The organism is Nocardia sp. NPDC058658 (assembly GCF_042716665.1).
In the GTDB taxonomy this organism is placed as follows: Bacteria; Actinomycetota; Actinomycetes; order Mycobacteriales; family Mycobacteriaceae; genus Nocardia.
In genome coordinates this window covers 1-13,315 of the sequence record NZ_JBHXRR010000019.1, presented here as the reverse complement: position 1 = coordinate 13,315, position 13,315 = coordinate 1, and the positions used below count along the sequence as shown (strand labels likewise).

General features: G+C 69.0%; 10 protein-coding genes. 8 read left to right on the top strand and 2 right to left on the bottom strand.

Features of this window, described 5'->3' with window-relative positions:
- The first annotated feature begins 77 nt into the window (after positions 1-77).
- The 5 genes from ACFWUP_RS22940 (at position 78) to ACFWUP_RS22920 (ending at position 6,509) form a co-directional block, all read left to right on the top strand.
- Complete coding sequence (locus tag ACFWUP_RS22940) at positions 78-1,301, top strand: RtcB family protein (protein WP_379237452.1); 1,224 nt, start codon at positions 78-80, stop codon at positions 1,299-1,301.
- Between the two features lie 193 nt (positions 1,302-1,494).
- Positions 1,495-3,618 carry a RecQ family ATP-dependent DNA helicase gene (locus ACFWUP_RS22935; protein ID WP_379237450.1) on the top strand — a complete coding sequence of 708 codons (2,124 nt, stop codon included), beginning with the start codon at positions 1,495-1,497 and terminating at the stop codon, positions 3,616-3,618.
- 181 nt (positions 3,619-3,799) lie between these two features.
- Positions 3,800-4,189, top strand: coding sequence for a hypothetical protein (locus ACFWUP_RS22930; RefSeq protein ID WP_379237448.1), 390 nt, complete (start codon positions 3,800-3,802; stop codon positions 4,187-4,189).
- A gap of 67 nt (positions 4,190-4,256) precedes the next feature.
- The gene (ligD, locus tag ACFWUP_RS22925) at positions 4,257-5,216 is read left to right on the top strand and encodes a non-homologous end-joining DNA ligase (RefSeq protein ID WP_379237446.1); all 960 of its coding nucleotides are present in this window, start codon (positions 4,257-4,259) and stop codon (positions 5,214-5,216) included.
- Positions 5,217-5,558: 342 nt separating this feature from the next.
- On the top strand, positions 5,559-6,509 hold the full coding sequence (locus ACFWUP_RS22920; RefSeq protein ID WP_379237444.1) for a D-isomer specific 2-hydroxyacid dehydrogenase family protein: 951 nt from the start codon (positions 5,559-5,561) through the stop codon (positions 6,507-6,509).
- Here the strand turns inward: ACFWUP_RS22920 and ACFWUP_RS22915 are convergent.
- Both ACFWUP_RS22915 and ACFWUP_RS22910 read right to left on the bottom strand, forming a co-directional pair.
- Positions 6,503-9,289: an ATP-binding protein gene (locus tag ACFWUP_RS22915; protein WP_379237442.1), complete on the bottom strand. Its 2,787-nt coding sequence runs from the start codon at positions 9,287-9,289 to the stop codon at positions 6,503-6,505. The two genes, ACFWUP_RS22920 and ACFWUP_RS22915, sit on opposite strands and share 7 nt — an antisense overlap.
- 87 nt (positions 9,290-9,376) lie before the next feature.
- Positions 9,377-10,198 carry a DUF5602 domain-containing protein gene (locus ACFWUP_RS22910; protein ID WP_379237440.1) on the bottom strand — a complete coding sequence of 274 codons (822 nt, stop codon included), beginning with the start codon at positions 10,196-10,198 and terminating at the stop codon, positions 9,377-9,379.
- Between the two features lie 199 nt (positions 10,199-10,397).
- On the opposite strand from ACFWUP_RS22910, the gene ACFWUP_RS22905 reads away from it, so the two are divergent.
- The 3 genes from ACFWUP_RS22905 to ACFWUP_RS22895 are packed head-to-tail and all read left to right on the top strand — an operon-like array spanning position 10,398 to position 12,964.
- Positions 10,398-11,129, top strand: a complete 732-nt coding sequence (locus tag ACFWUP_RS22905) for an ESX secretion-associated protein EspG (protein ID WP_379237438.1) — start codon at positions 10,398-10,400, stop codon at positions 11,127-11,129.
- Between the two features lie 36 nt (positions 11,130-11,165).
- On the top strand, positions 11,166-11,540 hold the full coding sequence (locus ACFWUP_RS22900; protein ID WP_379237436.1) for a hypothetical protein: 375 nt from the start codon (positions 11,166-11,168) through the stop codon (positions 11,538-11,540).
- A complete protein-coding gene (locus ACFWUP_RS22895) occupies positions 11,537-12,964 on the top strand; it encodes a hypothetical protein (protein WP_379237434.1) in 1,428 nt (475 codons plus the stop codon). Before ACFWUP_RS22900 ends, ACFWUP_RS22895 begins: the two co-directional genes overlap by 4 nt.
- Positions 12,965-13,315 lie beyond the last annotated feature (351 nt).

Genomic DNA, 13,315 nt, shown 5'->3' with positions numbered 1-13,315 from the left:
GCCACCACGGTGAAAATCAGATGCGCCACACCCGTCACCCCCATACCGTTGGTCCTTCATCCAGGAGAGGACCGATCATGTTTCCCGTCGAGCTGCGCGGTACGCGAGCGCAGACGCTCATGTGGGCCAACGAGCACGAGATCGAGCAGTCCGCGCTGCGCCAGCTTCGCAATATCGCGAATCTGGAATGGGTGCACGGACTGCGCGTGATGCCCGATGTGCACCTGGGTAAAGGGGCGACGGTCGGTTCGGTGATCGCGATGCGTGACGCGGTGGCGCCTGCCGCAGTCGGGGTGGATATCGGTTGCGGGATGGAGAGCGTGAAGACCGATCTCACCGCCGCTGATCTGCCGGATGACCTGCGCTCGCTGCGCAGCCGGATCGAGCAGGCGGTGCCCGTCGGCTTCCAGGCGCACAAGGATGCCGTGGACGTAACCAAGCTCGGTGCCGAGCTGGCGGGCTCGCACGGGCAGGCCGCGTTGCACGCCAACGGGTGGGCGCGGTTCTGGCGTTCGTTCGGCGAGCTACATCCCGGGGTTGCCCAGCTGGAATCCAAGGCGCACAAGCAGATCGGGTCGCTCGGGTCAGGGAACCACTTCATCGAAGTCTGCCTCGACACCGACGACGCCGTCTGGATTCTGCTGCACTCCGGTTCGCGCAATATCGGCAAGGAACTGGCCGAGCGGCACATGGCGGTGGCGCGGGCACTGCCGCACAACCAGTCGCTGCCGGATCGGGACCTGGCCGTCTTCGTCTCCGGCACTGCGGAAATGGATGCCTACCGCCGCGACCTCACCTGGGCGCAGGAGTACGCCGCGCGCAATCGCGCGGTGATGCTGTCGCTGGTGTGCCGTGCGGTGCGCGACGAATTCGCCGGGCGCGAAGTGCGTTTCGACGACCCCATTTCCTGTCACCACAACTTTGTGGCCGAGGAGATCATCGACGGCGTGCCGATGCTGGTGACCCGCAAGGGCGCCGTGCGGGCGGGCGCCGGTGAGCTGGCGTTGATTCCCGGTTCGATGGGGACGCGGTCGTATGTGGTGCGAGGCAAGGGGAATCCTGCTTCGTTCCAGTCGGCCTCGCACGGTGCCGGGCGGCGGTTGAGCCGGTCGGCGGCCAAGCGGCAGTACACCGTCGCGGATCTGGTCGCCCAGACCGAGGGCGTGGAATCGCGCAAGGACGCGGGCGTGGTCGACGAGATCCCGGCCGCGTACAAGGACATCGACGAGGTGATCGCGGCCCAGGCCGACCTGGTCGACGTGGTTGCGACCCTGCGTCAGGTCCTGTGCGTGAAGGGCTAGAAGTTCGAGAGGAAGCGCCCGACCAACCGCTGATTTCGCACGAACATGGGTAACTCGCCGGGAACGGGCCGACGGTATCCGCTCAACCACCGTCGGACGCGTGCCTCGATCTCCCCGCGCCTACGTCTGGCTAGAAGACGCGGGAAGGCGGGCAGGCGTCGAACCTGTCGGTGGGGTCGGGCACCATGGGGCCATGACCTCAGCGACCGGCAACGATGTGCTCGACCTGACGGCTCCGGACCTGCGCGAACGCGCCGAAGAATTGTTGCGTGAGCTCGCCGGTCCCGATGCGCGGTTGCGGGAGGATCAGTGGATCGCGATCGAGGCGCTGGTGGTGCAGCGCAGGCGGGCGCTGGTGGTGCAGCGGACCGGGTGGGGAAAGTCGGCGGTGTATTTCATCGCGGCCAAGTTGTTGAGGGGGGCGGGGCGGGGGCCGACGGTGATCGTGTCGCCGCTGCTGGCGTTGATGCGCAACCAGGTGGCGGCCGCCGAGCGGGCCGGGGTGGTGGCGGCCACGATCAACTCGGGCAATGTCACCGAGTGGGACGAGATCCATCAGCGGGTGGCCGATGGCGAGGTCGACGTGCTGCTGGTCAGCCCGGAACGGTTGAACAATCCCGACTTCCGCGATCAGGTGCTGCCGCGACTGGCCGCCGACGCCGGTCTCGTCGTGATCGATGAGGCGCACTGTGTGTCGGACTGGGGTCACGACTTCCGGCCCGATTACCGCCGCATTCGCACCCTGATCGCCGATCTGGGGTCCGAAGTGCCGGTGCTGGCGACCACCGCGACCGCCAACGACCGGGTGGTCACCGATGTGGCCGGGCAGATCGGCACCGACACCCTGGTGCTGCGCGGCACGCTGGATCGCGAATCGCTGCATCTGTCGGTGGTGCGGTTCGACGACGCGGTCCAGCGCACCGCCTGGCTGGGTGAACAGCTGAATCGGATGCCGGGCTCGGGCATCATCTACTGCCTCACCGTCGCCGCCGCCAACGATCTGGCCGACCTGCTCAATTCGCACGGCCACACCGTCGCCGCCTACACCGGCCAAACCGACCCGGCCGAACGCGAGATGCTCGAAGCCGCGCTGCTGAACAACGAGGTCAAAGCGCTGATCGCGACCTCGGCGCTCGGCATGGGTTTCGACAAGCCCGATCTCGGCTTCGTCGTGCACGTCGGGGCGCCGTCCTCGCCGATCGCCTACTACCAGCAGGTCGGTCGCGCGGGCCGTGGCACCGAGCGCGCCGAGGTTGTACTGCTGCCTGGCCCCGAGGACGCGCGGATCTGGAGTTACTTCGCCTCCGTCGCCTTCCCTCGCGAGCACATCGTGCGCTCGGTGCTGGCCGCCCTGGACACCGACCGTGCAATGTCGACGGTGGCGCTCGAACCTCTCGTCGAGCTGAACCGGTCACGCCTCGAGATGGTGCTCAAGGTGCTCGATGTCGACGGTGCCGTGCGGCGGGTGCGCGGTGGCTGGCTCTCGACCGGGCAGGACTGGGCCTACGACACCGAACGCTACGAGGGCTTGGCCGCGGCCCGCGACGCCGAACAGCAGGCGATGATCGACTACCAGTCGACCGCCACCTGCCGGATGACCTTCCTGCGCCGCCAACTCGACGACCCGGGCTTGGACGGACTCGCAACGTCAGACCTCGATTGCGGCCGATGCGACAACTGCACCGGCACCCGCGCCGACACCAGCGTCGACGACGCCGCGATCGCCGCCACCCGAGCCCGCCTCGACCGCCCCGGCCTCGATCTCGCCCCCCGCAAACAGTGGCCCAGCGGCATGGCGAAACTGGGAATCCCGTTGTCGGGCAAGATCTCCGGCGGCGCCGAGACTGGCCGCGTACTCGGTCGACTCACCGACCTGGGCTGGGGTATGCGCCTGCGCGCCCTGCTCGACGCCCCCGACGCGCCGGTACCCGACGCGGTCTTCGACGCCTGCATCGCGGTCTTGCGCGACTGGACCTGGGCCACCCGCCCGACCTCGGTGCTCGCCCTCGAATCCCCGCGCTATCCCCAACTCACCACCAGCCTCTCCCAACGCCTGGCCGAGGTCGGCCGACTCGACAATCTCGGCACTCTCCACACCAGACCCGACCGCCCCCCGGTCTCCGCGGCGAACTCCGCCCACCGCGTAGCCGGCCTGTTCGACTCCTGGGAGATCCCCGACCTCTCCGAGGTCAACGGCCCCATCCTGCTGGTCGACACCCTCACCGACACCGGCTGGACCATGACCGTCGCCGCCCACGCCCTGCGCACCAGCGGCGCCGACGCCGTACTCCCCTTCGCCTTGGCCACCCCCACCTGACAAACCCGGTCGGCCACCCGCCGAAACCCGGGTGGCCCTCGTCATCCACACCGCACCGAATCAACCGCCACAGTCCTTGACCCCGGGAGTCGCGGACATGTACGCCCCGGCACGCCGAAAACCCAGCCAACACGCCGACCGGGTTGTGTGCCGTCACCATCACCAGTGCTTGAATGCGCCTATGACCAGGACCACATTTGCTCGAACCCTGATGGCCGTTGCCGCGGGCTGTGCGGCCGGATTCACCCTTTTCACCGCGCCCGCCCAGGCGTCGAACGAAAACCCCCTCGACTGCTCGGGCGTCCCCGGCGCCCAGGCGGCCGCCGACCGCGAGAGCGCCGCCCGTGGCATCGCCATCACGCCACTGTGCTTCAGCGGCGGCCTCTACAGCGGTATCCACGCCGGCATCCCACTGGCGGTGTTCAACCCGCTGACCATGCCGGGGACCGCGAGCGTGTGCGTCGCCGAGCGCGAAACCGTCGAGGCGGCAGCGAAATTCGAATGGACCGAGCGGGTCCACGTGATGCCGATGTGCATCCAGAACCGGGCGTTCGGCGTCTACGAGCTGTAACAACGCACGAACCGACGCAGGCTCGCTTCCCGGCCGGGAGCGGGCCTGCTCGTCTATCGTTGAGCGGGTGGCCAAGTCTGCGGCGCCAGCGGTCGAACTGCCGGTGGGTGAGCACACGGTGCGGGTCAGCAATCCCGACCGGGTGTACTTTCCCGAGCTCGGCGTGACCAAGCTCGACCTGGTCGAGTACTACCTGAGCGTCGGGGACGGAATCGTCAACGCGCTGCGGGATCGGCCCTGCATGCTGCACCGATTCCCCAAGGGACTGCCGGGCGGCAAGGTGCACCAGAAACGGGTGCCCGCGGGTGCGCCGGACTGGATTCCGACGGTGCGTGTGTTCTTTCCGCGCTACGGCAGACATGCCGACGAACTCTGTGTGCACGAGCTCGCGGACGTGATCTGGGCCGTCCAGATGTCGACGGTGGAATTCCATCCCTGGAACTCCCGGGCCGCCGACACCGAGTCGCCCGACGAGTGGCGCATCGACCTCGATCCGATGCCGGACTGCCCGTGGTCGCGGGTACAGCGGGTCGCCGGGGTGGCCCATGAGGTACTCGACGAGCTCGGCGCGGTCGGCTGGCCCAAGACCTCCGGCGGGTCCGGCCTGCACGTGTATGTGCGGATCGCCCCGGAGTACGGGTTCGCGCAGGTCCGACGCGCCGCGCTGGCATTCGCACAAGAGGTGGAGCGGCGGGCGCCCGAGGACGTCACCACGGCCTGGTGGCGCAAGGACCGCGATCCCGCGCAGTTGTTCATCGACTACAACCAGAACGCGCGTGACCACACCATCGCCGCCGCCTACTCCGTGCGCGGCGTCCCCGAGGCCACCGTGTCGACCCCGGTGCGCTGGACCGAGATCGACGACATCGTGCCGCGCGACTTCACCATCCAGACCGTGCCCGCCCGCTACGCCGAGCTCGGCGACCTGCAGGCCGACATGGATGACGCGGTATTCGATATCGCACCGCTGCTGGAAATGGCCGACCGGCACGGCGTCGAAGAGCCCGTCGACCTCGACGAATCCTGAGCCGCCGACACCGCCGTGCCTCGACCCGGGCGCCCGCGCTCCGGCAGTCGCCGATCAGCGCCGCAGCCAGCTGATCAACCCGCGCACCCGGCCGATCAAACCCGCGCCCGGCCCACCAGCCCGTGCGCCCCGCCGATCAACCCGCGCGCCCGGCCCACCAGCCCGCGGACAGCCGTGCGACCGGGCTCGACCGCCGCACGCCGGGACAGGACGGGAGGGTGCGGCGGCGCAATCGGAGGCGACCAGGAAGAATCAGAGTTCCGGTGCCGCGCACGGTGCCCGACAACAGCGCTCGAGCCGCATACCGCGGCGCACACTCACCGATCGACCCAGGAGGTCTCTGTGCAGGAATCCGCGACCACGATCGCGATCGCCCCGGACCAGCCGGCGCCGCGCTTGCTCGAGAAAGCGGTCGTCGGAGCGGGCGCTCGGGTCGGTGCGATCGCGGAGGCGGACGCGCTGATCTGGCTGGGCAAGCCCGGCGACTTCCCGGCGACCCTGCCTCCGTCGGTGCGCTGGGTGCAACTGCCCGCCGCCGGGATCGAGGACTTCTTCGACGCGGGCGTCTTCACCGCACACCCGAACATCCAGTTCACCTCCGCGGCAGGCGCGTTCTCGCACAGCGTCGCCGAACACGCCCTGATGATGCTGCTGGCCGGGGTGCGGTATCTGCCGGAACAGTTGCGGGCGACATCGTGGCAGCAGCGCGAGTTCTTCCCGCACGTCGGGTCGCTGCGCGGAAAGACCGTGACGATCGTCGGCGCGGGCGGGATCGGGCGCGCGCTGATTCCGATGCTGGCGCCGCTGGGTGCGCATGTGATCGCAGTGAACCGCTCCGGGCGCAAGGTCGAGGGTGCGGGAATTCCGGCCGATGTGGAGACGGTGCCCGCCGAACAGCTCGGGCGGGTGTGGTCGCACACCGATCACGTCGTGGTCGCGGCACCGGCGACGGCACAGACCCGCCACCTCGTCGGCGCCGACGAACTCGCCCGGCTCAAGCCGTCGTCGTGGGTGATCAATGTGGCCCGCGGCAGCCTGATCGACACCGAAGCGCTGGTCGACGCGCTGACCGGCGGATTGATCGGCGGCGCCGGACTCGATGTCACCGACCCGGAACCACTGCCCGACGGCCACCCACTGTGGACCTTGCCGAACGCGATCATCACCCCGCACGATTCGAACCCGCCGCAGCTGCGGTTGGCGGCGTTCGCCGATCATGTCGGCGCGAATGTGGCGCGGTTCGTCGCGGGCGAGCCGTTGCAGGCGATGGTCGAGACCTCGCGGGGTTACTGAGAGCTGCTCACCCAGGCGGCGATCTGACTGCGCTTGGCGAAGCCGAGCTTGGTGAGAATGTGCTGGACGTGGTTCTGCGCGGTGCGGTCGGAAAGTACGAGGGCGTCGGCGATCTCGTGATTGGTGAGACCACGGGCGACCAGTTCGGCCACCTCGTGTTCGCGCGGTGTCAGTGCGGCGCAACTGATTTCGTGTGTTGCGACGGCTCGGAGACGCTGCGCCCACGGCCGCATTCCGAGCGAGATCGACTGCGGAAGTGACTTTTTCGCCAGCGTGACAGCCTCGACAGTAGCGCCGTGACTGAGCAGGAACTCGGCGAGTTCACAGTCGGCCTCGACGGCGAAACCGGAGGCTCCGATCGTGCGCGCGGTCTGCGCGGCGGCGTCCAGTTCTATCCGTGCGGTATCCGGATCATGCAGTGCCGCAGCGAATTTCCCCAGCCAGAGCAGCACCGGGCCGAGGTAGTGGGCATTGCCACCGCCGCCGGTGACGTGCATGTCTCGGTAGGGTCGCAGCTGCTCGCGGAAGTAGTCGACGTCGTCGACGATGCCGAGCGCGGCGGCACACGCCCCACCGACCACGAGCACATTGAGCCGGAAATACGGTGGTATCGACCACTTCTGGGGCGGTCCGAGGCTGCGATAGAGCGGCTCGGCTTCCGCGACGAGCCCACTGTCCACCATCGGGAACGCGGTGCCGAGCGCGGCGAACAGCAGGTTGCGCACCTCCCCGCGCACCGGCGCGCCGGGAGCGGTCAGCGCTTCGCGTCGATGACCGCGATGGTGGCCGACGACGGCCAGCAACGCCCGATAGGCGCCCTCGCCCGCCGGATGCCCCAGCTTCGCGGCCAGCGCGTGCGCCTGCCCGGCCAGGTCGATGGCATCGTCGAATTCCGCGTGCGCCTGGGCCAGCGCGGCCCGCGCGACGAGCAGGTGCCACCGCGACATCGGCCCGCCGGTCCGTTCCGAACACCAACCAAGACAGGACAATTCGCCGGTGATCTCGCCCAGCTCGCCCTGCTCCCACAGTGCGTCGATGCGCCACAACCGGCCCCACATCTCCACCGACGGATCACGCGCACGCTCGCCCGCTTCGATCATCCGGTCGGCGAGGACCCGGTGTTCGTCGCGATGCTCGGGGCCGCTGCAGGCGAGTTGACGTGCCCGCAGCGCGGCAGCCAGTACAGCGGGATCATCGCAACGCACCGCGGATTCCAATGCCGCCCTGCTGGATTCATCGACACCGTCGAGCCGACCGAGGTAGACCGCCGCCTCGGTGGCGCGGGCGAGCAACCGCGCCCGCAGCGACTCGGGCAGTACCTCGACAGGCGGCGAGGCGGATTCGGGACGGGTGTCGACCGCCAGCGCTTCGGCGCACGCGTCGGCGATATCGCGATCCCAGCTGCGGTCGCCGATCGGTTCCAGCACCAGTGCGGCCTCGGCGAGCAGGACCGCGGCGACGCGGCGGTGCTGCGCGGAATCGACCGCGCGCGCCACCGCCTGTGCGGCAACACAATCCGATCTCGCGGACGTCAGATCTCCGGCCCGGACGGAGGCGGCCGCGCGTTGCAGCAGCAGGCCGCCCCGGTCGATCGGATCGATGTCGGCAGCGTGCGTCAGGGCCAAACCGTACAGCCGCACCGCCTCCTCGAACGCCAGCTCCCGCGCGGCGACATCCGCCGCCCGGCGGGCCCAGCGAACGGCCGGTTCGTGCGCCCCACCCACCGCGGCGTTGGCCCAGTGCCAGGCCAGTGCCGCCGAATTCGACTCCACCGCATCGGGATACAGCTCCTCGATAGCCAGGGCCGCCCGTTGGTGCAGCACCACGCGCTGCTGGAGGGAGAGCCCGTCGAGCAGGGTGGCACGCACGAGCGCATGGGTGAAGCGCACCGCGCCGGGCTCGTCGCCCGGCGCCAGCAGTCCGGCCTCGATCGCCTCGTCGACGGCGGCCAGACAGTCCGGGATCGACCGCTCCACCAGACGGGCCGCGACCGCGATCGTGAACCGTTCGCCCAGGATCGACGCGGCCCGCAGTAACTCCTGTGTCGGCGTCGAGCGCGGTGCCATCCGGCCGCGCACCACCTCGCGCAAACTGGTCGGCAGACGTAACGCGTCATCGGTGGAACCGCGCAGCGAACGGCCGAGTTCGCGCAGGTAGAAGGGGTTGCCCGCGGTCATGTCGAAGGCCTCGCCGGTCAGCCGGTCCGGCAGCTCGCGCCCGGCCTCGATCCGCAAACAGTGCGCGGAGTCGGCGGGTGAGAGGCCGCGCAGCAGCAGCGAGCCCGCGACCGGTTCGCGCAGGAGCTCGGGTTTGATGGTGGCCCAGCCGGAACTCTCGGTGCCGGCGCATTCGTTGGCGCACACCATGATTCGGCGCTCGCGCAGCGCACGCACCACATACAGCAGCGCTTGCAGCGAGGGCTCGTCGGCCCAATGGATATCGTCGACGACCAGCAGGACGCCGCTTTTCGCGCCGTCGAGATCGGCGGCGAACCCGTCGAACAGGGCCACCCGATCGGCACCGGGTGCGGGCGCGCTGGTGCCGAGAGCTTGATGCCACAGCCAGAACGGCGGGGTATCGGGTAGTTCCAGGGCGCGGGCCCACAGGGTGCGCACGCCCGCGCGGCGCGCGCGAGCGGCCAACTCCGCGACCAGACGGGTCTTACCGACGCCCGCCTCTCCTGAGCAGATCACCAGTTGCGGCGCGCCGTGCAGGGCGTCGTCGAGCCGACCCAGCAAATCGGCCAGTTCGCGGTCACGTCCGAGCAGCTCGGTCGTCACACCTCACCTCCGAGTACCAGAGCATACTCGCAGGTGAGGGGCTATAACAGTGCTATGCGTCCGCTCCGGCCGTGCGCGGCCGTGACATCAGGAGGCGGTCCGTTCGGTCAGGCCGCCGACCGAGACCACGTACTCCTTCGCTTGATCGTCGAATCGGATCGAATAGGTCGTCGGGTAGCGGGTGGAGTGCTGATAGGCCACCGGTTGGGCGATGTCGCCGGTGAACGACGGCTTGGTGAGCAACCAGGCCTGGGTGAACATCGGTTCGGTGAAGATGTACCGGCCGTCCCACGCACCGTTGATCAAGACCTGGGTGAAGTCGAACTGGCCGGGGACCACCGGTTGGGTGCCGTCGACCCAGTGCACGCCCATCCCGGGCACCGCCTGCATCTCGATCGGCTCGGGCAGGGTGGTGTAGCCGGCAGGCATGTACTTCGAATCCGGCTGCACGGCGGCCTTGGCGAGGAACTGCGGGTCCTGCGGGTTGATCGCCTGCACCGCGGCATCGTCGATGAAGTAGAAATGCGTGTCGAAGTGCGGTTCGTCGAAGACGCCCACCGGTGGATGGCCGTGGGGGACCCAGTCGAAGGTGAGGTGGTTGATCACCGTGCCCTCGGCTTGTTCGGGAAACGCCATGCCGGGACTCGCCGGCGGTGGGCCCTCCGGCATCGTGGTGGGGACCGGCAGCCCGTCGAGCGCCGATTCCTGGATGCGCAGGCCCAGTTCGGTGGGATGACCGTCCTTGTCGGTGGTCACGTAGGTGCGGACCTGGCCGTTGCCCATGGATCTTTCGTCGCCGTAATAGGTCTTCGGGCCGGAATCGTCGCTGCACGCGGCCGCGGAGGCGAGGACCAACGTGGCCGCCAGCGCCGTGGTGAGTATTCGCGCGCGCCGCCTGATATCGGACATGACCGCTCCCTTCGATGGGTCAGTCATCAAGGTAGAAGGGTTTGCCGATCCGAGCGTCCGCCGAAATACTCATCTCAGGTACTCTTCTCATCAGTGGCAATCATTTCCATTCGGAGCTATGAGTGCCGATCACCGCGCCGGAATCAGACATAGCGGGTTAGGCTGTCTTCGTCCTGGTTCGGTAAGGATGGGATCGGCAATGAGATGGACCTTCACCGCTGACGAATTCGCGCACGTCTGGCGGGAATCGGGTCGCGATCGCATGCCGTTCCCACTGCGCGTGCTCGAGTCACCGCGCACCGAGGACGACGCGGCCCGATTACGCGCGGGCCTGCACGACCGACTACCCGGGGGCGACCCCGACCTCGCCGCCTGCCTGCGGATTCTCGCCGAACCGCATGCCAGGGTGGTGCTCGTCGGCGGCGCCCACACTCCCGGCAGTGAGATCCGGCTGCTCGCCTGCGCGGTATACGACCACGCGGTGCTACTGGTCCAGGAACCCAGCACCCGGCCCGATTACGGTGGCAGCGTGCGTGTTTCGATCGGGCACAGCGCGGGCATCGGCGCTCGCGTCGCCGCCTGCCTGCCCGATACCCCGCCCGGCCGTGAACCCGCGCGCGAGGCCGCGACCGAGGCGGTGCGCGACGAGGAAACCGTGCTCGCCACCCACCCCGCGGTGCCGCGCATCCAGCGATTATTGCGCAGGCCACACACCGCAGAGGGCCACATCCGCATCGAAACCGGACTCGACCGCGCGGTACCGAACCCACCGGTGCACTACAGCTGGATCGACGTGGCCAATGACGGTCGCTACCTGCTGCGCGCGGGCGAAACCGTGCACGTGGTGCCCGCGTCGACTGGTCAACTAGCCGCACAGTTGCAGCGAAGGTTGGTGCCCGCGCACAGTTCGCACAACCGAAGGTCCGGCTAACCTGGACTCCACCGCATCATCTGGAGGGGAGACGCGATGACGATCGAGAGCAGCAGGGCCGAGATCTCCCGGTTCCGCAGCGCCGCCGCGGCGGGGACGCTCACATTCGACCCCGACGCCGCGCGCCAGTGCGCCGACCTCTACGAACAGCAGGCAGAGCACCTCGCCGTGTTACGTCAGGGACTCGAGAACGCTGCCGAGACAACGGGATTCGGCGGATTCGTCTCCGCCCAGCAGCTCCAGGCCGGCTTCGCGCACAAGGCACGCGACGCCGCCGAACTGCTCGACCGCTACATCGAAGCGGCCTACCGGATGAAAGAGGCGTTCCTGCTCAGCGCCGGCCTCTACGAGGAAGCCGACGCCGCCGCGGCCGCCGCCCTTCGCGCTGTCGATACGCGGGTGCGCGGATGAGCACAGACCCCACCTACATCAGTGCGATGGAACATTTCGAATCCATGCCGCACGAACAGATCTACGCGCGGACCCAGCAGATCGACGCCGGTGCCATCCTCGGCGCCTCGCTGACCTGGCTGGACACCGCCACCACCCTCACCACCTCGATGCCGCTGACCAAATCCGGTGCCGACCGGGTGATCAACGAAACCGGCTGGACCGGTGCCGCCGCCGACGCCGCCGACGCGAGCACCCGCAGCTTCGCCGAATCCATCGACGAACTCGCCGCTGTGATGGCCGAAGTCGGTGCCCGCCTCGGTGGCGTCGCCGCGGCCGCCGAAGCCGTGAAGCTGGCCGTTGTCGCACCGGGCGGGTCGGGCCCGATCGGCGCAGTCGCCCGACTGCTCGAATCCGCGCAGGTGATCGACGCGCAGATGGCGGCCGAGGCTTTGCGCCAGGAGGCGGTGCTGGCGATGAACATGATCTACAAGCCCGCGTATTCGCTTGCGGGAACAGGTGTCCCAGCGCTGCCTATCGCACCTGGTGAGCCGGAATCGCCGTCAGATCGAGGAGGTTCCGCCCCGCAGAGCAATGGGTCGACCCCGAGTCCGTCCGCGCCACAAGGCAATTCGACACCATCGCCCCAGAGCCCGGAATCCGGCTCGACACCGGGCAATACCCCGTCACCCGGCGCCACTGTGACGCCAGGCGAACCCCAGTCCCCCGCACCAACGGAAAGCCCCGCGCCCCAGGGTCAGAGCCCGACACCACAGCCTCCGACATCGCAAACCCCCGCGCCCGCCACCGCGCCCCCAGCGCCCTCTTCCGAAGCTCCCACACCGACTTCCGAAGCACCCGCACCGCCCGTCGAAGCGCCAGCTCCCACCACCGAAGCGCCCGCGCCATCCACTGAACCGCCTGCACCCACTACCCAAGCGCCCGCCCCGTCCCCCGACGCGCCCGCGCCGTCCCCTGAAGCGCCCGCGCCTTCGACAGAGGCGCCCGCTCCGCAGAGTCAGGCACCAACCACTCCACCGACGAGCACACCCGTCGAGACGCCCACACCTCCACCCGCGCAACCGAACCAGCCACCAACACAGCAGGATTCGAACCCCCTGCCCCCGAAGCCACCAACCGTGGAGCCACCACAGCCGACAGAAACTCCCGCCCCAACTTCGGAACAACCCACACCACCACCGGTCTCGACCCCACCAGCACAACCCGCACCGACCGCGGAACAACCGGCCTCCCCCGCCCCTCCCGGACGCCAAGCCCCCCAACCACTTCCACTACCCGGCATGCCCGACATGTCCGACCCCGGCGGCCAACCCGGCGTCACCGGCCCCGTCCCCGGCACCGAGGTACCCCCCTCCCAACCCGCAACCCCGAAACCACCCCCCGCCGACACCGACCAGCCAGGCGTAGTACCGCAACAACGTTAGCGATACCCCACCGCGCCCCCGCCCCATCGCAAACCCGCCGCTGTACCGCACCCCAGCCCCTCCGTGCACCCCGTTCCACCACGACCGCACCCCCAGCCCCTCCCTACACCCCGGTCCAACACGACCGCACCCCCAGCCCCTCCCTACACCCCGGTCCAACACGACCGCACTCCCCAGCCACTCCGTGCACCCCGTTCCAACACGACCGCACCCCCAGCCCCTCCGTGCACCCCGATTCCGCCATGACCGCACTCCCAACCCCCACGCCCGACCCATAGGGAGGGCCGCCGCGAAGCGGCGTAGCGGCCCCAAGGGGGCCGCGCTCGAGCGCGCCAGCGCTCCAAAAACACC

What these genes read in the sequence shown, in the direction of transcription:
- ACFWUP_RS22940 (WP_379237452.1), top strand. Translation starts at nt 78, where the DNA reads ATGTTTCCCGTCGAGCTGCGCGGTACGCGAGCGCAGACGCTCATGTGG.
- ACFWUP_RS22935 (WP_379237450.1), top strand. Translation starts at nt 1,495, where the DNA reads ATGACCTCAGCGACCGGCAACGATGTGCTCGACCTGACGGCTCCGGAC.
- ACFWUP_RS22930 (WP_379237448.1), top strand. Translation starts at nt 3,800, where the DNA reads ATGACCAGGACCACATTTGCTCGAACCCTGATGGCCGTTGCCGCGGGC.
- ACFWUP_RS22910 (WP_379237440.1), bottom strand. Translation starts at nt 10,198, where the DNA reads ATGTCCGATATCAGGCGGCGCGCGCGAATACTCACCACGGCGCTGGCG.
- ACFWUP_RS22905 (WP_379237438.1), top strand. Translation starts at nt 10,398, where the DNA reads ATGAGATGGACCTTCACCGCTGACGAATTCGCGCACGTCTGGCGGGAA.
- ACFWUP_RS22900 (WP_379237436.1), top strand. Translation starts at nt 11,166, where the DNA reads ATGACGATCGAGAGCAGCAGGGCCGAGATCTCCCGGTTCCGCAGCGCC.
- ACFWUP_RS22895 (WP_379237434.1), top strand. Translation starts at nt 11,537, where the DNA reads ATGAGCACAGACCCCACCTACATCAGTGCGATGGAACATTTCGAATCC.